The sequence below is a fragment of the Pantoea sp. S-LA4 genome (genome assembly GCF_054482835.1).
In genome coordinates, this window is the sequence record NZ_JBTLRC010000002.1 from 1,063,520 (window position 1) to 1,088,488 (window position 24,969).

The window sequence follows — 24,969 nt, forward strand, 5'->3', positions numbered from 1 at the left end:
GCCCGCTCGTATCGCTTAAAGAAAGCAGGATTTGCCTGTTAGTCTGATGCCCGCCACCTATAGCGGCGGCCCTGTCGCCGGCCCCGCGCCAGTGCGACTTTCACCTGCCAGCGGTGGGCAATTTTCCGGTTGTTAACCATAATTGACGCTCAATAACCGGCTACGGCAGGAGAAGACAATGCAGAATGTCACCCGATTACCCCGGATGGTGTTGGTGGCGGAAGCGCTTGGCGGCCTGATGATTCTGGCTGCGCTGCTGCTGGTGAACCGCTGGCTGCCCGCGCCCGGCACGCTGGATGCGAAAGCGCTGGCGACCGGGCTGTTTATCGCCGGGATTGTCCTGATGCTGCCCGCAGCCTGGCTATTAATGTGGCGCACCGCAAAAGCGATCGCGCCGCAGTTGTTTAACCATACTGACAAAAAAAGATAATGTTGCTGGAGACTTTATGACACCGACCATTGATTTACTGTGCAGCCACCGCTCCATTCGCGCCTTTACTGACCAGCCGGTCAGCGAAGCGCAGCGTGAAGCGATTCTTAATGCGGCGCAATCGGCGTCCACATCCAGTTTTTTGCAGTGCTCTTCGATTATCCGCATCACTGACAAAGGGCTGCGCGACCAGCTGGTGACCCTGACTGGCGGCCAGTCTTGGGTGGCCGATGCGGCGGAATTCTGGGTCTTCTGCGCGGACTTTAATCGTCATCTGCAAATCTGCCCGGATGCGCAACTGGGCCGCGCTGAGCAGCTGCTGCTGGGCTGTGTTGATACCGCGCTGATGGCGCAGAATGCGATGGTCGCGGCCGAATCGCTGGATCTGGGCGGCGTCTTTATTGGCGGTATCCGTAATAACATCGCCGAGGTCACCACGCTGCTGGGCCTGCCAAAATTTGTGCTGCCGCTGTTTGGTTTTTGCCTCGGTCATCCGGAATCAAAGCCGGACGTTAAACCGCGTATGCCCCACGCCATGCTGGTGCATGAGAACCGCTACCAGCCGCTCGATCCCGCGGTGCTGGCCGAATATGACAGCCGCACTGAGCTCTATTATCAGCATCGTGACAGCAACCCACGTAGCGAAACCTGGAGTGAACTGATTCAGCGGCTGATTATTAAAGAAACGCGTCCGTTTATGCTGGACTACCTGCATCAGCAGGGATGGGCAACCCGCTAAGCTGAACGCCGGGGGCAGACGATGAAAATAGCGATTCTGTCGTGCGATGAAACGCTTTACTCCTCCCGGCGGCTGCGTGAGGCGGCGGAAGCGCGCGGACATCAGGTGCAAATCATCGATCCGCTCTCCTGCTACATGAACATCAATCCCGCCTCGCCAGCGGTGCACTATTGCGGTGAACCGCTCGGCCACTTTGATGCGGTGATTCCGCGCATCGGTAACCTGACAACCTTTTACGGTACCGCGGTGCTACGTCAGTTTGAGATGGGCGGCAGCTACCCGCTGAATGAGTCAGCGGCGATCACCCGTGCACGCGACAAATTGCGCTCGCTGCAACTGCTGGCGCGTGAGGGGATCGATATGCCGGTTACCGGCTTCGCCTCCTCGCCAGATGATACCGACGATCTGATCGCTATGGTGGGCGGCGCGCCGCTGGTAGTGAAGCTGGTGGAAGGGACCCAGGGCATCGGCGTGGTGCTGGCCGAAACGCGTCAGGCGGCGGAAAGCGTCATCGATGCGTTTCGCGGGCTGAACGCCCATATTCTGGTGCAGGAATTTATCAAAGAGGCGCGCGGGCGCGATATTCGCTGTCTGGTGATTGGTCAGCAGGTGGTGGCGGCGATTGAGCGGGTGGCGAAAGAGGGCGATTTTCGATCCAATCTGCATCGCGGCGGCAAAGCGTATCCCATCACCATCACCGATCAGGAGCGGCAGATCGCCGTCAAAGCGGCGACCACGCTGGGGCTGGAGGTGGCCGGCGTCGATATTCTGCGCGCCGATCGCGGTCCACTGGTGATGGAAGTGAATGCCTCGCCGGGCCTGGAAGGAATAGAGACCACCAGCGGTCTGGACATCGCCGGATTGATGATCGGCTGGATTGAGCGGCAGGCTAGCACCGGGCTCCGTCCTAAAACCGCGGGCTGACACGCGCTTTTCAGCGGTTTTCGTGGCATCGACGCGCATTTTTCCGTAAGCTAAGTCGCCTGTTTATCACCCCATGGGATTTTACGATGGATTCTCTTGTCGTTCCGGATATCGACCTGTTGCGTCGCTGGCTGGATCAGCAAAATATCACCTGGTTCGAATGCGATGCCTGTCAGGCACTTCATCTGCCGCACATGCAAAACTTCGACGGGGTGTTTGACGCCAAAATCGATCTGGTCGACAACGTCATTCTGTTTTCGGCGCTGGCTGAAGTGAAGCCTACAGCGTTGATTCCTCTGGTGGGCGACCTGTCGCAAATCAATGCCAGTTCGCTGACGGTGAAAGCGTTTATCGACATTCAGGATGATAACCTGCCGAAGCTGATTGTCTGTCAGTCAATGACCATCACCGCAGGGTTAACCTTTGGTCAGTTCTCGCACTTTATGAAACAGAGCGAAGAGCAGATCTCAATGGTGATCCTGGAGGCGTTTGCCAACAATCTGCTGATGATTGGTGAAGAAGAAGAGCATGTACCGATGACCAGCGTCCATTCGGTGCTGCATTAAGCGCTTAACTGACCCAATCGCCAATCAAGCCGTCCCTGTGACGGCTTTTTTTATCTCCGCCGCGCCCGATTGCCATAATTTTTTATTCTGCATTTTGCCCTTTAGTGCCAGATATTTGTCGTTCTTTATGCCAGTAAAGCCGAACCTCATAGCTTAAACATGCATAAAATATCGCTTTTAGGCGTTTTTTACGCTGAGGTCTGGTGCAGCCTGAGCCGGGGGGCTATTCTTGCGGGGCTGTGACAGCCGCGTAACTGCGCAACAGCTAATGGTTTTTGCTATTACACTTCCGCTGAATAATGATTCATTGTGTCACTGACTTTACACACAGAACGCAACGTATGGATCTCTGGTTTGCAGCGTTGTGATGACCCGCTCAGGAGGATGGAAAACATGTTCAACCAACGTCAGAAATGGTTGTCAGGTGTGGTAGCTGGCGTGCTGATGGCCGCGTCTGCCAGCACCATGGCGGAAGATAAAACGCTGCACGTCTACAACTGGTCCGATTATATCTCGCCAGATACCGTGCCGAATTTTGAAAAGCAGTCCGGCATCAAAGTGGTCTACGACGTGTTTGACTCCAATGAAGTGCTGGAAGGCAAACTGATGGCGGGCAGCACCGGCTACGACGTGGTGGTGCCATCCTCCAGCTTCCTGGCGCGTCAGCTGCAGTCCGGCGTGTTCCAGCCGCTGGATAAGAGCAAGCTGCCGAACTACAAAAACCTCGATCCGGCGCTGATGGAAAAAGTGGCGCAGCACGATCCGGGCAATAAGTACGCCATTCCTTACCTGTGGGGCACCACCGGTATTGGTTACAACATCGACAAAGTGAAAGCGGTACTCGGCGCAGACGCACCGGTCAACAGCTGGGATCTGGTGATGAAGCCGGAGAATCTGGAGAAGCTGAAAAGCTGTGGCGTCTCTTTCCTCGATGCGCCGGAAGAGATTTTCGCTACCGTACTCAACTATCTGGGCAAAGATCCCAACAGTTCTGATGCCAAAGATTATTCCGGCGCGGCCACCGATCTGCTGCTGAAACTGCGTCCGAATATTCGTTATTTCCACTCGTCGCAGTACATCAACGATCTGGCTAATGGCAATATCTGCGTGGCGATTGGCTGGTCCGGCGACATCCTGCAGGCGAAAAACCGGGCAGATGAAGCGAAAAACGGCGTGCACCTGGGTTACAGCGTGCCGAAAGAGGGCGCGCTGGCCTTCTTCGATATGATGGCGATTCCGAAGGACGCGAAGAATCTTGACGGTGCCTACGCCTGGCTGAACTACATCATGGACCCGAAAGTGATCGCTGACGTCTCCAACAAGATGAACTACGCCAACGGCAATAAAGCCTCGCTGCCGCTGATCAATGCAGATGTGCGTAACAACCCAGGCATCTTCCCGACGCCGGAAGCGATGTCGAAATTGTTCGTGCTGAAAGTTCAGGATCCGAAACTGGATCGTGTGCGTACCCGCGCATGGACTAAAGTAAAAAGTGGTAAGTAATTCGTTCTGAACGGATTGACTGATTACGCATCAGCAACAGAGGCGCAGTGTCGGCCTCTGTTGTGCCATTTTAGCGGCGGATTCTGCCGCGAGGTTCCGCCTGGCTCCGGAGAGATACGTTAGTGAACGATGCCATTCCCCGTCCTCAAACTAAGACCGCAAAGGCGTTAACGCCGCTGCTGGAAATTCGCAACCTGACAAAATCCTTCGACGGCCAGCACGCTGTGGATGATGTCAGTCTGACCATTTACAAAGGCGAGATTTTTGCCCTGCTGGGCGCGTCGGGCTGTGGTAAATCCACTCTGCTGCGGATGCTGGCCGGTTTCGAACCGCCAACCAGCGGCCAGATCGTGCTGGATGGTCAGGATCTGTCGCACGTGGCGCCTTATCAGCGCCCAATCAATATGATGTTTCAGTCTTACGCGCTGTTTCCGCACATGACGGTGGAGCAAAACATCGCCTTTGGCCTGAAGCAGGATAAGTTGCCGAAGGGCGAAATCGCCAGTCGGGTGGCGGAAATGCTGGCGCTGGTGCACATGCAGGAATTTGCAAAGCGTAAGCCACATCAGCTTTCCGGCGGTCAGCGTCAGCGTGTGGCGCTGGCCCGGAGCCTGGCGAAACGGCCTAAGCTGCTGCTGCTGGATGAGCCGATGGGCGCGCTGGACAAGAAGCTGCGTGACCGTATGCAGCTGGAAGTGGTGGATATCCTGGAGCGTGTCGGCGCCACCTGCGTGATGGTGACCCACGATCAGGAAGAGGCGATGACCATGGCGGGCCGCATCGCCATTATGAATCGCGGCAAGTTTGTACAGATTGGCGAGCCGGAAGAGATCTATGAGCATCCGACCAGCCGCTACAGCGCCGAATTTATCGGCTCGGTGAATGTCTTCGAAGGGCTGCTGCGTGAACGTCAGGCGGATGGCCTGGTGATCGACAGTCCCGGTCTGGTGCACCCGCTGAAGGTCGACTCCGATGTCTCGGTGGTGGATAACGTGCCGGTTCACGTCGCGCTGCGACCGGAAAAAGTGATGCTGTGCGATGAGGTGCCGGCTGATGGCTGCAACTTCGCCGTCGGTGAAGTGGTCCACATCGCCTATCTCGGTGACCTGTCGATTTTCCATGTCCGTCTGCACAGCGGACAGATGATCAGCGCACAGTTACAAAACGCGCATCGCTACCGCAAAGGGTTGCCGACCTGGGGCGATGAAGTCCGCCTCTGCTGGGAAAGCGACAGCTGCGTGGTGTTGACGGTTTAAGGAGCGGCTATGAGCCAGATTTTCCAACGCGCCAAAGCGCCCGCCCGGCTGGTCGGCACGCCGCTGCAACGCTGGGCCACGCGGATTAAGATGCAGCATGGCCGCAAGCTGGTGATCGCCTTACCTTATGTCTGGCTGGTGCTGTTGTTTCTGCTGCCGTTTCTGACGGTGCTGAAGATCAGCTTCGCGGACATTGCGCGAGCGATCCCTCCTTACACCGAGCTGGTGAGCTGGGCGGACGATCAGTTTAGTATTGTGCTCAATTTCGGCAACTACCTGACGCTGACCGACGATCCGCTCTATGTTGACGCTTATCTGCAGTCGCTGAAGGTGGCGGCGATCTCGACGGTAATCTGTCTGCTGATTGGCTATCCGCTCGCCTGGGCGGTGGCGCACAGCAAGCCGTCGATGCGCACCATTTTGCTGCTGCTGGTGATCCTGCCATCCTGGACCTCGTTTCTGGTGCGGGTCTACGCCTGGATGGGGCTGCTGAACAACAACGGCATTCTGAATCGCTTTCTGCTGTGGCTGGGCGTGATCGATCATCCGCTGGTGATCCTCTATACCAATACCGCGGTCTATATCGGCATCGTTTACTGCTATCTGCCGTTTATGGTGCTGCCGATCTACACCGCGCTGACGCGTATCGACTACTCGCTGGTGGAAGCGTCGCTGGATCTGGGCGCGCGTCCGCTGAAGACCTTTTTCAGCGTGATTGTCCCGCTGACCAAAGGCGGCATTATTGCCGGTTCGATGCTGGTATTTATTCCGGCGGTCGGTGAATACGTCATCCCGGAACTGCTCGGCGGCCCGGACAGCATCATGATTGGCCGTATTTTGTGGCAGGAGTTCTTTAACAACCGTGACTGGCCGGTCGCCTCGGCGCTGGCGGTGATTATCCTGCTGATCCTGATTCTGCCGATCATCTGGTTCCATAAGCATCAAAACCGTGAGATGGGGGAGAAGGCATGAATAACTTGCCAACCATTCGCTCGCCCTGGCGTACCGGCATTCTGGTCTGCTGTTTCCTGTTCCTCTATGCGCCGATGTTGCTGCTGGTGGTTTACTCCTTCAACAGCTCACAGCTGGTAACGGTATGGGACAGCTTCTCTTTCCACTGGTATCGGGTGCTGTTCCAGGATAGCGCGATGATCGATGCGGTGATGCTGAGCCTGAGCATCGCCGCGCTCTCCGCTACCATGGCGGTGGTGCTGGGGACGCTGGCAGCCGTCATCATCGTGCGCTTTGGCCGTTTCCGCGGCCATAACGGCTTTGCGTTTATGCTGACCGCGCCGCTGGTGATGCCTGACGTGATTACCGGGCTGTCGCTGCTGCTGCTGTTTGTGGCGATGGGGAACGCCTTCGGCTGGCCGAGCGAGCGCGGAATGCTGACCATCTGGCTGGCGCACGTCACTTTCTGTACCGCCTATGTCGCGGTGGTGATCAATTCGCGACTGCGCGAACTGGACAGGTCGATTGAAGAGGCGGCGATGGATCTGGGCGCAACGCCGCTGAAGGTCTTCTTCGTGATTACCGTGCCGATGATCGCCCCGGCTATCGTCACCGGCTGGCTGCTGGCGTTTACGCTGTCACTCGACGATCTGGTGATTTCCAGCTTTGTGACCGGGCCTGGCGCCACCACCTTGCCGATGGCGATTTTTGCCACTGTGCGGCGTGGCGTCAATCCGGAGATCAACGCGCTGGCCTCGCTGATCCTGTTTGTGGTCGGTTTAGTCGGTTTTATCGCCTGGCGGGTGATGGCACATGAAGAAAAACAACGTTTAAGCGATATTCAGAAAGCTAAACGTGGCTGAAATCCGTAACCTTTGCCACTATAAGAACGGGCTGGTTTTTACCGGCCCGTTTTTCGATCGGCTGGAGTCACGGACTATGTCAGAAATCTTTAAAAACAGCAGCACGCTCTCCGAGGCACCGGTGCCGGTCACCGTGGCGGGCATTGCCATTATTGCCACGCGTTGCCTGAGCGTAGTGATGCTGGCCAATGAACTTGGCTACAGCGAGCTGGCCAACTTTGTCCACCGCAGCGCCCAGGCCTGGGACTCCACCTTTATCTTTGTCGCCAGTCAGCTGATCTTCCTGTTCGAACTGCGTTGCGCCTTCACCCTGATGCGCGGCAGCAACCGCGGGCGCTGGGGATATGTCGCCACGCAGGTGATTGTGCTGGGCTATATGCTGATGGCGTCGATGGGCTGGATCTACCCGGAGATCTTCAGCATTGATGGCGACAACAATCGCCAGATCGTCCACCACACCCTGCTGCAAAAGCTCCCTGATCTGCTGGTGCTGTTGCTGCTGTTTGTGCCGCTCAGCAGTCGCGCATTTTTCAGCAAGCGATGATACAATCGCGCTCCGCCCGACCTCTCCACCGTTAATACAGGCTTTCCCATGCATTGCGCGCTCTATGACGCTAACCGTTGCCGCTCCTGTCAGTGGCTGGAAAAACCCTATCCGCAACAGCTGACCGATAAACAGTCCTGGCTGGAACAGCTGCTGGCTCAACAGCCGGTCGCGCAGTGGTTGCCACCGATCACCTCGCCGCAACAGGCGTTTCGTAATAAAGCCAAAATGGTAGTCAGCGGCAGCGTGGAACGCCCGGTATTCGGCATGGTGCAGCGGGATGGCGGGGCGATCGACCTGTGCGACTGTCCGCTCTATCCAGCCAGTTTTCAGCCGGTATTTACTGCGCTGCGGCCGTTTATCGCCCGCGCCGGTCTGACGCCCTATAACGTGGCGCGCAAACGGGGCGAGCTAAAGTACCTGTTGCTCACGGAGAGTCAGCAGGGCGGCATGATGCTGCGCTTTGTGTTGCGTTCCACCACGAAGCTGGAACAGCTGCGTGCGGCGCTGCCGGCACTGCAACAGCAGTTGCCGCAGCTGATGGTGATCTCAGCCAATATTCAGCCGGTGCACATGGCGATTCTGGAAGGGGAGCAGGAAATAGCGCTGACGCCGGCGCAGTCGCTGGCGGAAAACTTTAACGGCGTACCGCTGTGGATCCGTCCACAGAGTTTCTTCCAGACCAATCCGCAGGTCGCCAGCGCGCTCTACGCCACGGCACGTCAATGGGTGCGGGAATTGTCGGTCACCAGCATGTGGGATCTGTTTTGCGGCGTGGGCGGATTTGGCCTGCACTGCGCCACCCCTGAGATGCAGCTGACCGGTATTGAAATCAGCGCCGAGGCGATTAAATGCGCTCAGCGTTCAGCGCAGATGATGGGGCTGGAAAAGGTGCAGTTTGCCGCGCTGGATTCGACCGCGTTTGCTACCGGTCGTGATGCGGTACCGCAGCTGGTGCTGGTGAATCCACCGCGTCGCGGCATTGGCGCTGAACTGTGTGACTATCTCAGTCAGATGGCGCCCGATTACCTGCTCTATTCCAGCTGCAATCCGCAGACGCTGGCGCAAGACGTGGCCCGGCTGAGCGACTATCAGCTGAGCAAAGTGCAGCTGTTTGATATGTTTCCACACACTGCCCATTTTGAAGTGCTGGCGCTGTTAACCCGCCAGCCGCGCTAAGCTGCGGACTCAGGTAGTGAGCCCGCGTCTGTGGTTTATTCAGGGAACCACTGCTGGTTAATCTGCTGCCAGCGGCCACTGGCCTTCAGTTCGGCCAGCGCATGATTAAAGCGATCGCGTAATTCGGTGTTGCCTTTACGCACCGCAATGCCGAGGCCGGTGCCGAAGTAGTCGGCATCGGTGACGTGCTCGCCGACGGTCGCCAGATCGCTGTTGGTCTTCAGCCACTGATTCACCACGGCGCTGTCACCAAACACCCCATCCAGACGTCCATTCTTCATATCCAGAATCGCATTCTGATAGCTGTCATAGGCTACCACCGTCACCTCAGGGTGTTTCTCCTGCAGGTATTTCTGGTGGGTAGTGCCGTTCTCGACGCCGAGACGCTTGCCCTTCAGAGCAGCAAAATCACTGAACTGGCCTTTGCGGGCAATCACGATAGCGGAGTTGGCGTAGTAGGGCTGAGTAAAATCGACCTGCTTGCTGCGCTCGGCGGTGATGTCCATGCCGGAAATGACCGCATCATAGCGGCGGAACTTCAGCGAAGGGATCAGGCTGTCGAAGGCGTTGTTGGTAAAGGTACAGTCCGCTTTCATCTGCTGGCAGAGCGCCTTCGCCAGATCGATATCGAAACCGACCAGCTGATTTTCACGGTTCAGCGATTCGAACGGGGGATAGGTCGCCGAAGCGGCGAAGCGAATTTTATCAGCGGCCTGGGCGCTGAGGGCCAGCGAAGCCAGCGTGGCGGCAACAATCCATTTTTTCATTATACGACTCCTGTAATCACAACCTGTTCACGACTCTGAGAGGGACTTACCCTGCCAGATAATGAATTTTTATGCAATCATTGTGAGTTTTCAGGCGAGTCAGGCGGGCGATCCCGCCTGACCATCAGTTGCGTTGCTCAAAGGCCAGCGCGCGTTTTTCGATCAGTCGCATCATCAGCGTCAGCACGCCGTTGACGCAGAGGTAAACCAGCCCGGCGGCGGCATACACCGTGACGTCATAGGTACGGCCGTAGAGCAACTGACCGTGTCCCATTACTTCCATCAGGGTAATGGTATAGGCCAGCGAGGTGCCTTTAAACACCAGCACCACTTCATTGGAGTAAGAGGAGAGGGCGCGCTTAAATGCATAAGGCAGCAGAATACGCAGCGTATCTTTGCGGTTCATGCCGAGCGCGGCACAGGATTGCCACTGACCAGAGGGAATAGCCCGCACCGCGCCGTAAAACAGCTGGGTGGTGTAAGCCGCGCTGTTAAGCGACAGCGCCAGCATGGCGCACAGCCAGGGTTGCGACAGCAGGTGCCACAGCCACGGGATCTGCTGGATCGCCGGAAACTGGCCGGGACCGTAGTAGATCAGGAAGATCTGCACCAGCAGCGGGGTGCCGGTAAACAGCGTGATAAAGCCTTTCACCAGCGGATTCAGGACCGGCGTTTTCAACGCCAGCACTACGGTAAACAGCAGCGCCAGCAGCAGTGCCAGCACCAGCGAGGCCGCGGTCAGCGTCAGGCTGGTATGTAATCCTTTCAGTAATTCGGGCAGATACGCCAGCATCAGCTGTTCCCCCGTTCAAATCGGGTCGTACGCAACTCAATGCGGCGAAGTATCGCCTGGCTGAACAAGGTGATCACCAGGTAGATGGCTGCCGCCACCAGAAACCAGGTAAAAGGCTCCTGCGTGCGGGTCGCAATACTTTTGGTTTGCAGCATCAGGTCGTTGACGCTGATCAGCGATACCAGAGCGGTATCTTTCAGCAACACCAGCCACTGATTGCCAAGCCCCGGCAGGGCATGACGCCACATCTGCGGCATGATCAGACGCAGAAATATCGCCGATTTTTTCATTCCCAGCGCCTGGCCCGATTCCCACTGGCCGATCGGCACCGCTTTCAGCGCCCCGCGCAGGGTTTGTGAGGCGTAGGCGGCATAGAGCATCGCCAGCGCAATCACACCACAGAGAAACGGACTGACGTCGAAGTTTTCAATCTCAACCTGCACCGGCAACTGAAACAGACCGAAATTGAGCGTGAATCCATCAGAGAGGGTCAGCAGCAGCTGAGAGGCACCAAAATAGATAAACAGCACCACCAGAATTTCCGGCAGACCGCGGATCAGGGTAACCAGGCCGGTGCCGATCCACGCCAGCGGTTTCCAGCGCAGTGACTCCCAGCCAGCGAAAATCATCGCCAGCACCAGGCCAGCGATAAGCGCACAAACAGCAAGGCCGACGGTCATACCGGCGGCGCTTGCGAGTGGGATCATTTCATTCATCAGAAATTACTGCGGGAACCATTTACTGTAGATGGTTTTGTAGGTGCCATCGGCTTTGATCTTCTCCAGCGCACCGTTGAATTGGGTCTGCAGATCGGTGTTACCGGTACGCACCGCAATACCCAGACCGGTACCAAAGTAGGCTTTATCGGTCACTTTCTCACCCACCGGTGCCAGCGTCGCGTTCTGCTTCAGCCACTCGTTGACCACCGCGGTGTCACCGAATACCGCATCGATACGGCCATTTTTCAGGTCCAGTACCGCGTTCTGATAGCTGTCGTATGGCACGGTGGTGATTTCACTGTGCTTCTCGGTCAGGTATTTCTGGTGAGTGGTGCCGTTTTGCACGCCGACGCGCTTGCCTTTCAGCGCTTCAACGCTGGCCACTTTACCTTTCTGCGCCACGAACAGCGCCGAGTTGTCGTAATAAGGTTTGCTGAACAGCACCTGTTTTTCACGCTCAGGGGTGATATCCATGCCCGCCATCACTGCATCAAAGCGACGGAATTTCAGGCTGGGGATCAGGCTGTCGAACGCCTGGTTGGTAAAGGTGCAGGTTGCATCCATCTCTTTACACAGCGCATTGGCCAGATCGACATCGAAGCCCTGAATTTTGTTGTCAGCATCGACGAACTCAAACGGAGGATAAGAGGCTTCGGTGGCGAAACGAATGGTCTGCGCCGCGGTGGCGCTCAGGCTAAAACCAGCAAGCAGTGCAGCAAGTACGACTTTTTTCATTGTTAGCATCCTGACTTAGTGCGAAAGATAGTGAGCAAACGCCTCGGTTTGCGGCTGTGTAAAGCGGCTGGCATCGCCCTGTTCCACGATATGACCATTCTCCATGTAGACCACGCGGCTGGCGGTTTTACGCGCCACTTCCACTTCATGGGTCACGATCACCTGGGTAATCCGGGTCTGGGCCAGCTCGCGAATAATGGTGACGATCTGTGCGGTAATTTCCGGGTCGAGCGCGGCGGTCGGCTCATCAAACAGCAGCACCTGTGGCTCCATCATCAGCGCGCGGGCAATCGCCACACGCTGCTGTTGACCGCCGGAGAGATGCAGTGGAAAGCGGTCGCTGTAGGGCGTCAGGCGCAGACGATCGAGCAGCTTATCTGCCCGGGCGCGTGCGTCGCTCTTGCTGAGGCCGAGTACACGGCAGGGCGCTTCCATCAGGTTCTGCAGCACGGTGAGGTGCGGCCAGAGATTATATTGCTGAAAGACCATCCCGACATTCTGACGCAGCTCGCGGATCGCGGCTTCAGCCGGTTTCTGGCTGAAGTCGAACTGATTACCGGCAATCTGCAGCTGACCCGAACGGGGTTGCTCCAGTAAATTCAGTACCCGCAGCAACGAACTCTTACCGGCGCCGCTGGGACCCAGCAACACCAGCGTTTCGCCTTGCGGACACTCAAGGTTGATGTCGAACAGCGCCTGATGAGCACCGTAGAAGCAGTTTATTGCGTTTAGTTGAATACTCATGCGCCAGATTTGAATAGCTATTAGTGTCGCGGATTTTAACGTCACCAGAATAGTTATGCAATTGAGGTGAGTTAAAATTTATGAAACAGCAGTGAAACCGCTAAAGCTTAGCACAATATCGTGTGCTGTCCGGCAGAGAGAGGCGACGCCACGCGCGCCAGCAGAAACAAAAAAAGCGCGGACATTGACGCCTCGCGCTTTTTTATCACGCCATCATCGGGTGATTATTTTTTCGATTTTTCAAGCATCTGACTCAGACTGCCACCCTCGGCATGCGCCGGGTTAGCCATGTAGCGCACATCATCGACAACCCAGCAACTGCCCTGGTGGATCATCAGCACTTCATCCTGCCACTGCTTGCCGTCACGACTCAGCTCAACCCGCAGCGGAATGTTACGCGCATCACGATTAGGAATGGTGGAAGCGTCCGCTACGCTGGCCGCGGTCGGACCCTGCGACAGGCTGGAGAAGAGATCGCCATTGCGCCACTGCGCACCGGCATTGCTGCCGCTGGCGGCCTGCAAAGAGCGATAGAGCGCATCGCTCAGATAAGGGCGGTATTTCGCCAGCGTGGTGCTGTCGGGCAGACCCTGAGTCGGCTGTTCAACGCGCAGATCGTAGAATTGCTGGGCTACCTGATCCGGGCCACCTTCAATACAGGGCGCGCTACGCGGGCCATTATCCTTAATCACTGGCTCAACGGTGGTACAGGCGCTGAGCAGCAGGGCCGCTGGGATCATTAACGCAAACGCGTTGTTTCTCATCTCGATTTCCTTATAGTTCTCTGGCAAGTTGCCCTTTTTAGCATAGAGTATAGCCGTGCTTTTTAGTCGAAAGAGCCTTAGTCCGTTTTTCAACAAGGAGATGACGATGAAATTTACCACAACCCCCACGCTGGAAGGCCACAGCATTACGGAATATTGCGGTGTGGTGACCGGTGAAGCGATTCTCGGCGCCAATATCTTTCGTGATTTTTTCGCGGGCATTCGCGATATCGTCGGCGGTCGCTCCGGCGCCTATGAAAAAGAGCTGCGTAAGGCGCGTGAGATTGCGTTCAAAGAGCTGGAAGAGCAGGCCAAAGCGCTGGGCGCCAACGCGGTGGTCGGCATTGATATCGATTACGAAACGGTCGGTAAAGATAGCAGCATGCTGATGGTGAGCATCAGCGGTACGGCGGTGATGGTGCGTTGAAACGCCTGCTGTTGCTGTTAGCGGCGCTGCTGCTGGTCGGCTGTCAGTCCGGGGTGGAATCCCGTTCCGGCTACTGGGCCGACCTGCGACATCCCGCGCAGGGAGCCCGGCCACGGGTCAAGGTGATTGTGATTCACTATACCGCCGAAGATTTTCCCTCTTCGCTCGCCACCCTGACCGATCAACAGGTCAGCGCCCATTATCTGATCCCGCGTCAGCCGCCACAGCGCGGCGGCAAAGGCGTTGTCTGGCAACTGGTGCCGGAGCAGCAGCTCGCCTGGCATGCCGGACCGAGCTTCTGGCGCGGTGCCAGCCGCATTAACGATACCTCGATTGGCATTGAACTGGTGAATCGCGGTTACCGCCGTACCCTGACCGGCCGCCAGTGGCAACCGTTCACCGCAGCGCAAATCACCACGCTGGAGGCGCTGTTGCGTGACATCAGCCAGCGCTACGCTATCCCGCCGGAAAACATCGTCGGTCACAGCGATATTGCGCCGCAGCGCAAACAGGACCCCGGTCCGCTGTTTCCCTGGCAGCAGCTGGCGCAGCGCGGCATCGGTGCCTGGCCCGACGCCCGACGCGTGGCGTTTCACTTAGCCGGTCAGGACCCGCAGGCTGCGGTGCCGGTTGAGCTTATCGTGGAGAGATTACAGCGCTACGGCTACCAGGTGGACAACGTAATGGAGGCGCGCCAGCAGCAGAGGGTGATCGCGGCGTTTCAGATGCATTTCCGCCCGGCAGACTATCGCGGCAACGCCGATGCGGAAACCGCCGCGATAGCGGCCGCGCTGCTGGAAAAATATGGCGCGGCGCAGTAATCAGGCTGATTTACTGCTGAAGAAAGGCTTTCCAGTGGCTAACAACCTGTTCGAGTGCCGCGCGATCGGCATCCAGATGGGTGACCAGTCGGGTACGGGTACCGGCGCTGATCAGCACGCCACGCGCCTTCATCCAGGCGGCTAACGGTTCAACCTGGTTGACCGGGAGCTGGACAAACAGCATGTTGGTTTGCTGATCGATCACCTCAACGCCCAGTTCATGCAGCTGCTGCCCAAGCCAGGCGGCATTGTCGTGGTCCTGTTGCAGACGCGCCACGTTGTGCTGCAGGGCATAGAGTCCGGCCGCCGCCAGAATCCCGGCCTGGCGCATACCGCCGCCGGTCATTTTGCGCCAGCGGCGCGCGCGCTCAATCAGCGCCGCATCGCCACACAACAGTGACCCGACCGGCGTTCCCAGCCCTTTTGACAGGCAGATGGTCAGGCTATCGCAATAGCGGGCAATGCCTTCCAGCGTGGTCTGCTGGGCGACCACGGCGTTAAAGATGCGTGCGCCATCAATATGCAGCGCCAGCGCGTGCTCACGGGTGAAGTTCCACGCCTGTTCCAGATAACCTAACGGCAATACTTTACCGTGATGGGTATTCTCCAGACTCAACAGGCGAGTGCGGGCAAAGTGGATATCGTCAGGCTTGATCGCGGCGGCTACCACGTCGAGCGGCAGGGTGCCATCGTCGGCGGCCAGAATCGGCTGCGGCTGGATACTGCCCAGCACCGCCGCACCGCCCGCTTCATATTTGTAGTTATGCGCCTGCTGGCCAACGATATATTCATCCCCGCGCTGGCAGTGGCTCAGCAATGCCACCAGATTGGCCTGGGTGCCGGTCGGGAAGAACAGCGCCGCCGCTTTGCCGCTCAGGCGCGCCGCTTCTGCCTCCAGGGCATTGACGGTAGGATCATCACGATAGACATCATCACCGGTTTCGGCGGACATCATGGCGCTTAACATGGCGGCGCTGGGCCGGGTCACGGTATCACTGCGTAAATCGATCAACGGGGGGCTCCTGGACGTGGCGGTAGTCAAAAAAAAGGCGGGCATCGCGCCCGCCTGGGTGATGCTGTTGTTTTACCGCAGCCAGTTGGTTTTCGCCAGTTCTACCACCTCATCGCCGCGACCATTCAGAATGGCGCGCAACATGTAAAGGCTGAAGCCTTTGGCCTGCTCCATTTTGATCTGCGGTGGCATCGCCAGTTCTTCTTTGGCGGTGATGACATCGACCAGCACCGGACCCTCATGGGCAAACGCCTGCTCCAGCGCGCCGTTCAGCGCCGAGGCTTTTTCAACCCGGATGCCTTTGATCCCGCACGCTTCGGCGATAGCGGCAAAATCGGGATTATCCAGCTCGGTGCCGTCAGTGAGGTAGCCGCCCGCTTTCATCTCCATCGCCACAAAGCCCAGCACGCTGTTGTTGAAGATCACCAGCTTGACCGGCATTTTCAACTGCGCCAGTGAGATAAAGTCGCCCATCAGCATGCTGAATCCGCCGTCGCCGCACAGCGCCACCACCTGGCGATTGCGGTCAATCGACTGCGCGCCCAGCGCCTGCGGCATTGCGTTCGCCATGGAGCCGTGGTTAAACGATCCCAGCAGCCGACGCTTGCCGTTCATCTTCAGGTAACGCGCCGCCCAGACGGTGGGCGTGCCGACGTCGCAGGTAAAGATGGCATCTTCGCTGGCGTAGTGACTGATCTGCTGTGCCAGATATTGCGGATGAATCGGCTGTTTATCGTTGGGCTGCGCCAGATCATCGAGGCTTTTACGCGCATCGACATAGTGTTCCAGCGCGCTGTCGAGATGGCTGCGATCGGTTTTGCTGGTGAGCTGTGGCAGCAGTGCCTGCAAGGTGGTTTTCACGTCGCCAACATAGGCTTCATCGACGTGACAGTGCGAGCCGAGGCTGCCCGGATTGATATCAATCTGAATGATCCGGGCTTTTTCCGGATAGAAGGCGCGATAGGGAAACTGAGTGCCGAGCAGGACCAGCGTTTCGGCATTCATCATGGCGTGAAAGCCGGAGGAGAAACCGATCAGCCCGGTCATGCCGACATCGTAGGGATTGTCATATTCGAGATGCTCTTTGCCACGCAGCGCATGGACAATCGGCGCTTTCAGTGTTTCAGCCAGCTTCACCACCTCCGGATGCGCGCCAGCGCAGCCGCTGCCACACAGCAGGGTAATGTTGCTGGCTGCATTCAGGGTCTGGGCCAGCTGGGCCAGTTCGGCGGCCTGCGGCAGCACCTGTGGCAGCTGCGGCGGATACCAGGCGGGATTGGCATTTTCAGGCGCAGGCTTGAGTGCCACATCGCCCGGCAGTACCACCACCGAGACGCCGCGATTGAGGATCGCTTTGCGCATCGCGATAGCCAACACCTGGGGCAGCTGCTCCGGATTAGAGACCAGCTCGCAATAGTGACTGCATTCGCGGAACAGCTCCTGCGGATGGGTCTCCTGGAAATAGCCGCTGCCGATCTCACTCGACGGGATATGTGCCGCAATCGCCAGCACCGGCACGCGGTTGCGGTGACAGTCAAACAAACCGTTGATCAGATGTAAGTTGCCTGGCCCGCAGGAACCGGCGCAGACCGCCAGCTCACCGCTGATATGCGCTTCCGCGCCCGCCGCAAACGCCGCGACTTCTTCGTGACGGGTCGGCATCCATTCAATGGTGCCCATGCGGTTCAGGCTGTCGCTCAGGCCGTTTAATGAATCCCCGGTAACGCCCCAGATTCTTTTAACCCCGGCGTTTTCAAGCGTTTTGGCGACCAGCGCCGCCACGGTTTGTTTCATCTTGTTCTCCTTTGTGGATGCGCCACCACGATGGCGCGACCAAAACCGCAAAAAAGAAGCGTAGACGACGCGGCAGAAAAGCAGCCGTGAAAAAATGCGCTGGCGGCTTCCCGCCTCGATCAGGCGGAGAACAGGGCGATAAGAATCGGAGCCAGCAGACTCATCACGAAGCCGTGCACAATGGCGGCGGGCACAATCTCATTGCCGCCCGCCCGCTGCAGCACCGGCAGGGTGAAGTCCATTGAGGTGGCACCACATAAGCCCAGGGCGCTGGAACGATGGTGGCCGATCAGCGCCGGGATCAGCATGATCGCCACCAGCTCGCGCAGCAGATCGTTGAAGAAGGCGGCGCTGCCGATCACCGGCCCAAACGCTTCAGTGATCAGAATACCGGAGAGAGAGTACCAGCCAAAACCGCTGGCTAACGCCAGACCGGTTTTCAGCGGTAATCCCAATGCCAGCGCCGCAATCAGGCCGCCGATCAGCGCGCTGACCAGCACTACGCTAGCCACCAGCATTCCGCGCCGGTTGAGGATGATCTGGCGTAGCGTCATCCCGCTGCCGCGTAGCTGAATCCCTACCAGAAACAGCAGGAAGATCAGCGCATATTCGCTGGCGGTGGCCGCATGATGCAGCAGCGGCCACTGCGTCAGGCCAAGCACAAACCCGATCACCACCACACCGCATAACTTCAGCGAATCCAGCGCCATGTGCAGCCGCGACGGCAGTTTTTCCTGCTTATGGGCATGCTGCCACGGCACACGTTTTTCCAGCCAGCGCAGCGCCAGCAGGTTGCATAACAGAATGCAAAGTGCGGTGACCAGCGCGGTGTGAAATACGGTCACCAGATTGCTGCTGAGGTTATCGAGGAACGCCAGGCTGATGCCCATAAAGAACAGAATCACGTAGACCATCCAGCCTAACAGCCGATTGACCTGACGCAAAAAGGAGGTTTGACGAAAAGGGAGCAGCCAGCCCGCAATCAGGGGCAGCAGAATAATCAGCAGTCCGGAGTACATAACGAATAAGGTCATCCATGAGGAAAGTGGCGACACGCTAACCAAAAAGTGCAATGGAGTAAACCCCTGATGCCGACCGACTTGACCGGCCCGTCTCCGCCAACCATGCTTCGTTTAATAAGAGGATGGCACCCTATGATTCTGGAACATATCGACATTCGCGGTTTTCGCGGCATCAATCAGCTTTCACTGCCTTTAACCCAGACCAATCTGCTGATTGGTGAGAACGCCTGGGGCAAATCCAGCCTGCTTGATGCGCTGAGTTTACTGTTATCACCCCATCATGAGGAGTATGTGTTTACCCCGGGCGACTTCCATTTCACCCCGGGCGACGTCACGGATTCGAAACGTCGTCTCTCGGTGGTGTTTCACTTTCGTGATGACGGCAACAATCATGATGCGCTGCTGGAGCCCTTCTGGCAGCGTGATCCGCAAGGTGCGCGCTGGATCTTTTACAGCGTGCGCGCGACCTGGCGCGCGGAGGGCATCAGCGCCAGCCGGCGCCTGGTTGACCGCCAGCTGCAGCTGTTGCCACAGGAAAACGGCGCGGCGGCCATTGCGCTGCTGCTGCGCCGTCATCCGGTGTTGCGGCTGCGCGATGCGCGCTTCAGTTCACGTTCCCGCCATGAGCGGCCGCGCGAGGCAGCCGACCCGGCTCTGCATCCGCAACTGCTGGCTGGCATGGAAGATCTGGCGCGCGATCTTGAGCGGCATCCGCAGCAACTGAGTGATGAGGTGCTGCGGCAGGGACTGAAAACCCTGCAACAGCTGATGGAGCACTATTTTCTGGTGCAGCAGCCCGCTGCATCGGCGGTAGCCCGACGGGTTGATCCGCAGGTGCGGGATGGCGATCAGGGATGGCGGGCGCTGGACCAGCTTAATCAGCTGATTGCTGGCAATGACTCGCGCAGCCGGCAACTGATCCTGCTGCAGATGTTCACGCTGTTGATTCAGGCGCGCGGCGATCTGCCGCTGGCACCGGATGCGCGTCCGCTGTTACTGATTGAAGATCCGGAAACCCGTTTGCATCCGATTATGCTGTCGGTGGCGTGGAACCTGCTGTCATTGCTGCCACTGCAAAAAATCGCCACCACCAATTCGGCAGAACTGCTGTCGCAGGTGCCGGTGGAGAATGTCTGCCGGCTGGTCCGTGAACCGTCACGGGTGGCGGCGTGGCGCATCGGGCCGGAAGGATTGAGTGCGGAAGAGAGCCGGCGCATCGGTTTTCATATTCGCGTCAACCGGCCTGCCGCGCTGTTTGCCCGTTGCTGGCTGCTGGTGGAAGGGGAAACCGAAGTCTGGATCATCAATGAGCTGGCCCGGCAGTGTGGCTACAGCTTTGCCGCCGAAGGGATAAAAGTTATTGAATTTGCTCAGTCGGGCCTCAAGCCACTGCTGAAATTCGCCCGCCGGATGGGCATTGCCTGGCATGTGCTGACTGACGGTGACGAGGCGGGCAACAAATATGCCGCTACCGCCCGCAGCCAGCTGCAGCCGCACGATAGCGAGCAGCAGCATCTGACGCAGCTACCCGCATGGGATATTGAAAACTTTCTCTTTCAGCAGGGATTTCGTGAGGTTTATCTGGAGACAGCGCACCTGCCGTTAAACGTGAAGATGAGTGCCAGGCGTATTATTACTCAGGCGATTCACCAGGCCTCGAAGCCTGAACTGGCGATCGCGGTGGCGAACGCTGCGGCTGAACGCGGTCCGGATGCCATCCCGGCGTTGATGCGCGAAATGTTCGCTCAGGTCATCGGGCTGGCACAGGGCAAGGCAGACTAACGCGCTGCCACAAGAAAAATGCCAGCGTCGTTGGCTGGCATTTTTAGGGGAGTATTCAGAATGGGGATGAAGGTGTCAGGCAACGGCCTGTACTTCTGCCGGCATCTCTACCGGTACAATCAGACTGGCGTGATTGCCCTTCGGACCTTCGTGGACATCAAACTGAACCTGCTGGCCAGCTTTCAGCGTTCTGTAACCCTCCATCTGAATCGTTGAGTAGTGTGCAAAGATATCTTCGCCACCCCCGACTGGACAGATAAAGCCAAAGCCTTTGGCGTTATTGAACCATTTAACTGTACCCGTCTCCATGCTTTTACTTCCCTCGCAAGACATTTTATAAGTAGGTGAGGTCATTGAAGCTGTGAGTCGAGTTTGATTAAAACTCAATCAGCTTGTGCAAGTAGAATGTAGAGAAATGGCGGCTGGCGTCAAGCAAACCCCCAGGCTGGATGGGGAAAAAATCATCAAAATTTGAGGCAGTTAACGCTATTGCGAATTTTGTGATACAGGTCGCGGGTGGGATTTTCCGAATAAATTTTCATCAGCGGCCAGGCGCTTGACAGGCATGTTAAACTCTCAACATGTAGCCGCTTAAATGCGATGGTCGAAATCTCAACGGAACACTATGGCAAACACAAACGACTGGCTTAACTTTGAACATCTGGCCGAAGACAAAGTACGCGAAGGGTTAAAGCCGCCTTCAATGTATAAAGTCATTCTGAATAATGACGATTATACACCTATGGAATTTGTTATTGACGTTGTACAAAAGTTCTTTTCTTATGATGTTGAACGTGCAACGCAGCTGATGTTGAAAGTTCACTACCACGGCAAGGCGATCTGTGGTGTATTTACTGCAGAAGTCGCCGAGACCAAAGCGGCCCAGGTGAACAATTATGCGCGGGAAAATCATCATCCGTTGCTGTGTACGCTGGAAAAAGCCTGATCGCGTCTCCATATAGGAAACAGGTCAGAGCGATAATTGGGGGAGGTGCCTAATGCTCAATCAAGAACTGGAACTCAGTTTAAATATGGCTTTCGCCAGAGCGCGTGAGCACCGTCATGAGTTTATGACCGTCGAGCATCTGTTACTGGCGTTGCTCAGTAACCCGTCGGCCAGAGAGGCACTGGAAGCCTGTACGGTGGATATAGTGGCTCTGCGGCAGGAACTCGAAGCCTTCATCGAACAAACCACACCCGTTCTACCTGCCAGTGAGGAGGAGCGCGATACACAACCGACGCTCAGCTTCCAGCGCGTATTGCAGCGTGCGGTTTTCCATGTCCAGTCATCCGGTCGCAGCGAAGTTTCCGGTGCGAACGTGCTGGTCGCTATCTTCAGCGAACAGGAGTCGCAAGCCGCTTATCTGTTGCGTAAGCATGAAGTCAGCCGTCTTGATGTGGTGAACTTCATTTCTCACGGTACGCGCAAAGATGAGCCTGGCCAGGCGCCTGGCGCAGAAAATCCGGTTAACGAAGAGCAAGCAGGCGGGGAGGAACGTATGGAAAACTTCACCACCAATCTTAATCAGCTTGCTCGCGTCGGTGGCATCGATCCGCTGATCGGTCGCGATAAAGAGCTGGAGCGTACCATCCAGGTGCTGTGCCGTCGCCGTAAAAACAACCCGCTGCTGGTGGGTGAATCGGGCGTCGGGAAAACGGCGATTGCGGAAGGACTCGCCTGGCGTATCGAGCAGGGCGACGTACCGGAAGTCATGAAAGACTGCACCATCTACTCGCTGGATATTGGTTCGCTGTTAGCTGGCACCAAATACCGCGGTGACTTTGAAAAACGTTTTAAAGCGCTGCTGAAACAGCTTGAGCAGGATGAAAGCAGCATTCTGTTTATCGATGAAATCCATACCATCATCGGTGCAGGTGCGGCCTCAGGTGGCCAGGTTGATGCCGCTAACCTGATTAAACCGCTGCTCTCCAGCGGGAAAATCCGGGTAATGGGTTCCACCACCTATCAGGAATTCAGCAACATCTTCGAAAAAGACCGTGCTCTGGCGCGTCGCTTCCAGAAGATCGATATCACGGAGCCTTCTGTTGATGAAACCGTGCAGATCCTGAATGGCCTGAAAACCAAGTACGAAGCGCACCACGATGTGCGTTATACCGCGAAAGCGGTGCGTGCGGCGGTGGAACTGGCGGTGAAATATATCAACGACCGTCATCTGCCGGATAAAGCGATTGACGTGATCGATGAAGCCGGTGCGCGTGCGCGCCTGATGCCAGCCAGTAAACGCAAGAAAACCGTTAACGTGGCTGACATTGAAACCGTGGTTGCGCGTATTGCCCGCATTCCGGAGCAAAGCGTCTCGGCCACCGATCGCGATACGCTGAAAAATCTGGGCGACCGCCTGAAAATGCTGGTGTTTGGTCAGGACAACGCCATTGAGGCGCTGACTGAAGCGATCAAAATGAGCCGGGCAGGATTGGGTCAGGATCGTAAGCCGGTGGGATCGTTCCTGTTCGCCGGACCGACGGGCGTCGGTAAGACTGAAGTCACCGTGCAGCTGGCAAAAGCGCTGGGTATTGAACTGCTGCGCTTTGATATGTCCGAGTACATGGAGCGTCACACCGTCAGTCGTCTGATTGGTGCGCCTCCGGGTTATGTTGGCTTTGATCAGGGCGGCCTGCTGACCGATGCGGTGATTAAACATCCTCATGCGGTAGTACTGCTGGATGAGATTGAGAAAGCGCATCCTGACGTGTTCAACCTGCTGCTGCAGGTGATGGATAACGGTATGCTGACCGATAACAACGGTCGCAAAGCGGACTTCCGTAACGTGGTGCTAGTGATGACCACCAACGCCGGGGTACGTGAAACCGAACGTAAATCTATCGGCCTGATTCATCAGGACAACAGCACCGACGCGATGGAAGAGATCAAAAAGATCTTTACCCCAGAGTTCCGCAACCGTCTGGACAACATCATCTGGTTCAGTCACCTGTCACCAGAGGTGATTCATCAGGTGGTCGACAAATTTATTGTCGAGTTGCAGGCGCAGCTGGATGCGAAAGGCGTGTCGCTGGAAGTCAGTGATGAAGCGCGTGACTGGCTGGCTGAGAAGGGCTATGACAAAGCGATGGGTGCCCGTCCGATGGCACGCACCGTGCAGGAAAGCCTGAAGAAACCGTTAGCCAATGAACTGCTGTTTGGTTCGCTGGTGGATGGTGGTTCAGTCTCGGTAGCGCTGGATCGTGAGAAAGGTCAGCTGACCTATCACTTCCTGAGTGCAGAGAAACGTAAAACCGAAGGCACCGTGCATTAATTGACGGATGCCAGATATGAAAAAGGCCGGATTAAAATCCGGCCTTTTTTTTCGCTGCATTTCTGATGCCGCGAGACTATCGCAGCTTAGCGACTACGGAAGACAATGCGGCCTTTGCTCAGGTCGTACGGGGTCAGCTCGACTGTGACTTTGTCGCCCGTCAGGATGCGGATGTAGTTTTTGCGCATTTTACCGGAGATATGAGCGGTAACCACGTGTCCGTTCTCAAGTTCTACGCGGAACATGGTGTTAGGTAACGTATCCAGTACGGTACCTTGCATTTCAATATTGTCTTCTTTGGCCATCGAATCCTCTGGGTGTACTACCTTTCAGTTGAACCGGCAAGATAATGCCCAATTCAACGATTTATGTAAAGAACCGTCGGCGATTTTGCCAACGCTTTGCCGTGCTTCGCGTGATACGCGAGCATTACGGTAAAATTCGGGTGTTTATGTGACGTCTGCGGGGGATTAGCGGGCTAAGAATCTGTATCAACCGGTTACACGCGCACGATTGAAACAGTTCCGAGAGTGCGTTGAGATTCCCAGCCTGGCAATTCCGGCTCGTGATAACCAAGCGCGGACGACATACCAAACTCGATTATTATATCACTTATACGCCTTTATGTGTGCAAAACATCTGCGCGCGGTTAAAAAAGCGTTTGTGTCCGCCAGCATCCGTCGCTGACCGGTTGCCACGCAAGGCTTTGTACATATTGCAGATAGTCAGCGCGCGGGATTTCCCGCGCCCCCAGCGAGGCAGTATGGGGGTTAAGTACCTGACAATCCACCAGACGCCCCTGATGTCTGATAAAGTGCTGGCAGAAAACCAAAAGTGCGGTTTTTGAGGCATTCTCCTGACGACTGAACATCGACTCGCCGCAAAAGATCTGTCCCAGCGCCAGACCATACATTCCCCCCACCAGTTTCTGCTCGTCCCAGACCTCTATCGAGTGCGCATGACCCGATTCATACAGCCGCAGCCAGGCCCGCTTTACCTCAAAGGTAATCCAGGTGCCTTCTTCACGACCAGTGGCACAGCCGTCAATCACGTCGCTAAACGCTTCGTTCATCGTAACGCGATAGGGCGAGCGCTGATGAAAGCGCTTCATACTGCGACTCAGATGAAAATGCTCCGGTAACAATACCGCGCGCGGATCGGGTGACCACCAGAGGATGGGATCGCCGGGAGAAAACCAGGGGAATATGCCGTGCTGATAGGCGTTAAGTAAGCGGGCAGGGGAGAGATCGCCACCCATCGCCAGCAGGCCATTCGGCTCGCGCAGCGCCATCTCCGCAGGCGGAAATTGCAGGGATTCCCGTGACAGTTGTACCAGTCTCATCGCGTTGTTCTACTCAT

27 protein-coding genes are annotated in these 24,969 nt (G+C 56.8%); 15 read left to right on the forward strand and 12 right to left on the reverse strand.

The features are described from left to right. Positions 1-178 precede the first annotated feature (178 nt). The 10 genes from ACX3P5_RS05855 to rlmC all read left to right on the forward strand — a co-directional run bounded on the left by ACX3P5_RS05855 (position 179) and on the right by rlmC (position 8,955). A complete protein-coding gene (locus ACX3P5_RS05855) occupies positions 179-430 on the forward strand; it encodes a DUF1418 family protein (RefSeq protein WP_233984763.1) in 252 nt (83 codons plus the stop codon). A gap of 16 nt (positions 431-446) precedes the next feature. After that, positions 447-1,169 carry an oxygen-insensitive NADPH nitroreductase gene (nfsA, locus tag ACX3P5_RS05860; RefSeq protein ID WP_233984762.1) on the forward strand — a complete coding sequence of 241 codons (723 nt, stop codon included), beginning with the start codon at positions 447-449 and terminating at the stop codon, positions 1,167-1,169. Positions 1,170-1,190: 21 nt separating this feature from the next. Continuing rightward, a complete protein-coding gene (gene rimK, locus ACX3P5_RS05865; RefSeq protein WP_336754946.1) occupies positions 1,191-2,093 on the forward strand; it encodes a 30S ribosomal protein S6--L-glutamate ligase in 903 nt (300 codons plus the stop codon). A gap of 86 nt (positions 2,094-2,179) precedes the next feature. Continuing rightward, positions 2,180-2,659, forward strand: coding sequence for a YbjN domain-containing protein (locus tag ACX3P5_RS05870; protein WP_094119333.1), 480 nt, complete (start codon positions 2,180-2,182; stop codon positions 2,657-2,659). A gap of 393 nt (positions 2,660-3,052) precedes the next feature. Then, the gene (potF, locus tag ACX3P5_RS05875) at positions 3,053-4,162 is read left to right on the forward strand and encodes a spermidine/putrescine ABC transporter substrate-binding protein PotF (protein WP_094119448.1); all 1,110 of its coding nucleotides are present in this window, start codon (positions 3,053-3,055) and stop codon (positions 4,160-4,162) included. A 122-nt stretch (positions 4,163-4,284) separates the two neighbouring features. Continuing rightward, a complete protein-coding gene (gene potG / locus ACX3P5_RS05880; RefSeq protein WP_094119332.1) occupies positions 4,285-5,418 on the forward strand; it encodes a putrescine ABC transporter ATP-binding subunit PotG in 1,134 nt (377 codons plus the stop codon). A gap of 9 nt (positions 5,419-5,427) precedes the next feature. Beyond that, entirely contained in the window at positions 5,428-6,390 is a 963-nt protein-coding gene (potH, locus tag ACX3P5_RS05885; protein WP_010254421.1) for a putrescine ABC transporter permease PotH, read from the forward strand. After that, the gene (gene potI, locus ACX3P5_RS05890) at positions 6,387-7,232 is read left to right on the forward strand and encodes a putrescine ABC transporter permease PotI (protein ID WP_031376999.1); all 846 of its coding nucleotides are present in this window, start codon (positions 6,387-6,389) and stop codon (positions 7,230-7,232) included. Before potH ends, potI begins: the two co-directional genes overlap by 4 nt. 76 nt (positions 7,233-7,308) lie before the next feature. Continuing rightward, a complete protein-coding gene (locus tag ACX3P5_RS05895; RefSeq protein WP_233988203.1) occupies positions 7,309-7,776 on the forward strand; it encodes a YbjO family protein in 468 nt (155 codons plus the stop codon). A gap of 48 nt (positions 7,777-7,824) precedes the next feature. Beyond that, a complete protein-coding gene (rlmC, locus tag ACX3P5_RS05900) occupies positions 7,825-8,955 on the forward strand; it encodes a 23S rRNA (uracil(747)-C(5))-methyltransferase RlmC (protein ID WP_458968407.1) in 1,131 nt (376 codons plus the stop codon). 35 nt (positions 8,956-8,990) lie between these two features. Here rlmC and ACX3P5_RS05905 read toward each other — a convergent pair whose 3' ends face one another. The 6 genes from ACX3P5_RS05905 to ACX3P5_RS05930 form a co-directional block, all read right to left on the reverse strand. After that, positions 8,991-9,722, reverse strand: coding sequence for an arginine ABC transporter substrate-binding protein (locus ACX3P5_RS05905; protein WP_233984758.1), 732 nt, complete (start codon positions 9,720-9,722; stop codon positions 8,991-8,993). A gap of 124 nt (positions 9,723-9,846) precedes the next feature. After that, positions 9,847-10,515, reverse strand: coding sequence for an arginine ABC transporter permease ArtM (gene artM / locus ACX3P5_RS05910; RefSeq protein WP_233984757.1), 669 nt, complete (start codon positions 10,513-10,515; stop codon positions 9,847-9,849). Continuing rightward, positions 10,515-11,231, reverse strand: coding sequence for an arginine ABC transporter permease ArtQ (artQ, locus tag ACX3P5_RS05915; RefSeq protein ID WP_233984756.1), 717 nt, complete (start codon positions 11,229-11,231; stop codon positions 10,515-10,517). Before artQ ends, artM begins: the two co-directional genes overlap by 1 nt. Before the next feature lie 6 nt (positions 11,232-11,237). Continuing rightward, positions 11,238-11,969 carry an arginine ABC transporter substrate-binding protein gene (gene artJ / locus ACX3P5_RS05920; protein WP_336754948.1) on the reverse strand — a complete coding sequence of 244 codons (732 nt, stop codon included), beginning with the start codon at positions 11,967-11,969 and terminating at the stop codon, positions 11,238-11,240. A 15-nt stretch (positions 11,970-11,984) separates the two neighbouring features. Further along, a complete protein-coding gene (gene artP, locus ACX3P5_RS05925) occupies positions 11,985-12,713 on the reverse strand; it encodes an arginine ABC transporter ATP-binding protein ArtP (RefSeq protein ID WP_233984754.1) in 729 nt (242 codons plus the stop codon). Between the two features lie 224 nt (positions 12,714-12,937). Beyond that, positions 12,938-13,477: a lipoprotein gene (locus ACX3P5_RS05930; RefSeq protein WP_233984753.1), complete on the reverse strand. Its 540-nt coding sequence runs from the start codon at positions 13,475-13,477 to the stop codon at positions 12,938-12,940. Between the two features lie 106 nt (positions 13,478-13,583). Here ACX3P5_RS05930 and ACX3P5_RS05935 point away from each other — a divergent pair, with 106 nt between their 5' ends. Both ACX3P5_RS05935 and ACX3P5_RS05940 read left to right on the forward strand, forming a co-directional pair. After that, complete coding sequence (locus ACX3P5_RS05935; protein ID WP_233984752.1) at positions 13,584-13,904, forward strand: heavy metal-binding domain-containing protein; 321 nt, start codon at positions 13,584-13,586, stop codon at positions 13,902-13,904. Then, positions 13,901-14,725, forward strand: a complete 825-nt coding sequence (locus ACX3P5_RS05940) for an N-acetylmuramoyl-L-alanine amidase (RefSeq protein ID WP_233984751.1) — start codon at positions 13,901-13,903, stop codon at positions 14,723-14,725. Before ACX3P5_RS05935 ends, ACX3P5_RS05940 begins: the two co-directional genes overlap by 4 nt. 10 nt (positions 14,726-14,735) lie before the next feature. Here the strand turns inward: ACX3P5_RS05940 and ltaE are convergent, their stop codons facing one another. From ltaE to ACX3P5_RS05955, 3 genes are all read right to left on the reverse strand, one after another. Then, the gene (ltaE, locus tag ACX3P5_RS05945) at positions 14,736-15,737 is read right to left on the reverse strand and encodes a low-specificity L-threonine aldolase (protein ID WP_336754949.1); all 1,002 of its coding nucleotides are present in this window, start codon (positions 15,735-15,737) and stop codon (positions 14,736-14,738) included. Between the two features lie 72 nt (positions 15,738-15,809). Next, positions 15,810-17,531 carry a ubiquinone-dependent pyruvate dehydrogenase gene (gene poxB / locus ACX3P5_RS05950; RefSeq protein ID WP_233984749.1) on the reverse strand — a complete coding sequence of 574 codons (1,722 nt, stop codon included), beginning with the start codon at positions 17,529-17,531 and terminating at the stop codon, positions 15,810-15,812. 119 nt (positions 17,532-17,650) lie between these two features. After that, positions 17,651-18,550 (reverse strand): LysO family transporter, encoded by a 900-nt coding sequence (locus ACX3P5_RS05955; RefSeq protein WP_458968408.1) that lies wholly within the window; start codon positions 18,548-18,550, stop codon positions 17,651-17,653. Positions 18,551-18,685: 135 nt separating this feature from the next. Between ACX3P5_RS05955 and ACX3P5_RS05960 the strand changes: the two genes are divergently transcribed. After that, positions 18,686-20,335, forward strand: coding sequence for a DUF2813 domain-containing protein (locus ACX3P5_RS05960; protein ID WP_458968409.1), 1,650 nt, complete (start codon positions 18,686-18,688; stop codon positions 20,333-20,335). Positions 20,336-20,410: 75 nt separating this feature from the next. Here ACX3P5_RS05960 and cspD read toward each other — a convergent pair whose 3' ends face one another. Beyond that, positions 20,411-20,644 carry a cold shock-like protein CspD gene (cspD, locus tag ACX3P5_RS05965; protein ID WP_233984746.1) on the reverse strand — a complete coding sequence of 78 codons (234 nt, stop codon included), beginning with the start codon at positions 20,642-20,644 and terminating at the stop codon, positions 20,411-20,413. A gap of 316 nt (positions 20,645-20,960) precedes the next feature. Here cspD and clpS point away from each other — a divergent pair, with 316 nt between their 5' ends. Both clpS and clpA read left to right on the forward strand, forming a co-directional pair. Continuing rightward, the gene (clpS, locus tag ACX3P5_RS05970; protein ID WP_003849318.1) at positions 20,961-21,281 is read left to right on the forward strand and encodes an ATP-dependent Clp protease adapter ClpS; all 321 of its coding nucleotides are present in this window, start codon (positions 20,961-20,963) and stop codon (positions 21,279-21,281) included. Between the two features lie 52 nt (positions 21,282-21,333). After that, a complete protein-coding gene (gene clpA, locus ACX3P5_RS05975) occupies positions 21,334-23,610 on the forward strand; it encodes an ATP-dependent Clp protease ATP-binding subunit ClpA (protein WP_233984745.1) in 2,277 nt (758 codons plus the stop codon). A gap of 86 nt (positions 23,611-23,696) precedes the next feature. On the opposite strand, the gene infA is transcribed toward clpA, so the two are convergent. Both infA and aat read right to left on the reverse strand, forming a co-directional pair. Then, the gene (infA, locus tag ACX3P5_RS05980; RefSeq protein ID WP_002211347.1) at positions 23,697-23,915 is read right to left on the reverse strand and encodes a translation initiation factor IF-1; all 219 of its coding nucleotides are present in this window, start codon (positions 23,913-23,915) and stop codon (positions 23,697-23,699) included. A 344-nt stretch (positions 23,916-24,259) separates the two neighbouring features. Then, positions 24,260-24,952 carry a leucyl/phenylalanyl-tRNA--protein transferase gene (gene aat, locus ACX3P5_RS05985; protein WP_233984744.1) on the reverse strand — a complete coding sequence of 231 codons (693 nt, stop codon included), beginning with the start codon at positions 24,950-24,952 and terminating at the stop codon, positions 24,260-24,262. Positions 24,953-24,969: the final 17 nt, after the last annotated feature.

What these genes read in the sequence shown, in the direction of transcription:
- ACX3P5_RS05930 (WP_233984753.1), bottom strand. Translation starts at nt 13,477, where the DNA reads ATGAGAAACAACGCGTTTGCGTTAATGATCCCAGCGGCCCTGCTGCTC.
- rlmC (WP_458968407.1), top strand. Translation starts at nt 7,825, where the DNA reads ATGCATTGCGCGCTCTATGACGCTAACCGTTGCCGCTCCTGTCAGTGG.
- clpA (WP_233984745.1), top strand. Translation starts at nt 21,334, where the DNA reads ATGCTCAATCAAGAACTGGAACTCAGTTTAAATATGGCTTTCGCCAGA.
- potF (WP_094119448.1), top strand. Translation starts at nt 3,053, where the DNA reads ATGTTCAACCAACGTCAGAAATGGTTGTCAGGTGTGGTAGCTGGCGTG.
- ACX3P5_RS05895 (WP_233988203.1), top strand. Translation starts at nt 7,309, where the DNA reads ATGTCAGAAATCTTTAAAAACAGCAGCACGCTCTCCGAGGCACCGGTG.
- potH (WP_010254421.1), top strand. Translation starts at nt 5,428, where the DNA reads ATGAGCCAGATTTTCCAACGCGCCAAAGCGCCCGCCCGGCTGGTCGGC.
- ACX3P5_RS05955 (WP_458968408.1), bottom strand. Translation starts at nt 18,550, where the DNA reads ATGTACTCCGGACTGCTGATTATTCTGCTGCCCCTGATTGCGGGCTGG.
- clpS (WP_003849318.1), top strand. Translation starts at nt 20,961, where the DNA reads ATGGCAAACACAAACGACTGGCTTAACTTTGAACATCTGGCCGAAGAC.
- potI (WP_031376999.1), top strand. Translation starts at nt 6,387, where the DNA reads ATGAATAACTTGCCAACCATTCGCTCGCCCTGGCGTACCGGCATTCTG.
- ACX3P5_RS05855 (WP_233984763.1), top strand. Translation starts at nt 179, where the DNA reads ATGCAGAATGTCACCCGATTACCCCGGATGGTGTTGGTGGCGGAAGCG.
- poxB (WP_233984749.1), bottom strand. Translation starts at nt 17,531, where the DNA reads ATGAAACAAACCGTGGCGGCGCTGGTCGCCAAAACGCTTGAAAACGCC.
- ACX3P5_RS05935 (WP_233984752.1), top strand. Translation starts at nt 13,584, where the DNA reads ATGAAATTTACCACAACCCCCACGCTGGAAGGCCACAGCATTACGGAA.
- artQ (WP_233984756.1), bottom strand. Translation starts at nt 11,231, where the DNA reads ATGAATGAAATGATCCCACTCGCAAGCGCCGCCGGTATGACCGTCGGC.
- aat (WP_233984744.1), bottom strand. Translation starts at nt 24,952, where the DNA reads ATGAGACTGGTACAACTGTCACGGGAATCCCTGCAATTTCCGCCTGCG.
- rimK (WP_336754946.1), top strand. Translation starts at nt 1,191, where the DNA reads ATGAAAATAGCGATTCTGTCGTGCGATGAAACGCTTTACTCCTCCCGG.
- artP (WP_233984754.1), bottom strand. Translation starts at nt 12,713, where the DNA reads ATGAGTATTCAACTAAACGCAATAAACTGCTTCTACGGTGCTCATCAG.
- nfsA (WP_233984762.1), top strand. Translation starts at nt 447, where the DNA reads ATGACACCGACCATTGATTTACTGTGCAGCCACCGCTCCATTCGCGCC.
- artJ (WP_336754948.1), bottom strand. Translation starts at nt 11,969, where the DNA reads ATGAAAAAAGTCGTACTTGCTGCACTGCTTGCTGGTTTTAGCCTGAGC.
- infA (WP_002211347.1), bottom strand. Translation starts at nt 23,915, where the DNA reads ATGGCCAAAGAAGACAATATTGAAATGCAAGGTACCGTACTGGATACG.
- ACX3P5_RS05905 (WP_233984758.1), bottom strand. Translation starts at nt 9,722, where the DNA reads ATGAAAAAATGGATTGTTGCCGCCACGCTGGCTTCGCTGGCCCTCAGC.
- artM (WP_233984757.1), bottom strand. Translation starts at nt 10,515, where the DNA reads ATGCTGGCGTATCTGCCCGAATTACTGAAAGGATTACATACCAGCCTG.
- ACX3P5_RS05960 (WP_458968409.1), top strand. Translation starts at nt 18,686, where the DNA reads ATGATTCTGGAACATATCGACATTCGCGGTTTTCGCGGCATCAATCAG.
- cspD (WP_233984746.1), bottom strand. Translation starts at nt 20,644, where the DNA reads ATGGAGACGGGTACAGTTAAATGGTTCAATAACGCCAAAGGCTTTGGC.
- ACX3P5_RS05870 (WP_094119333.1), top strand. Translation starts at nt 2,180, where the DNA reads ATGGATTCTCTTGTCGTTCCGGATATCGACCTGTTGCGTCGCTGGCTG.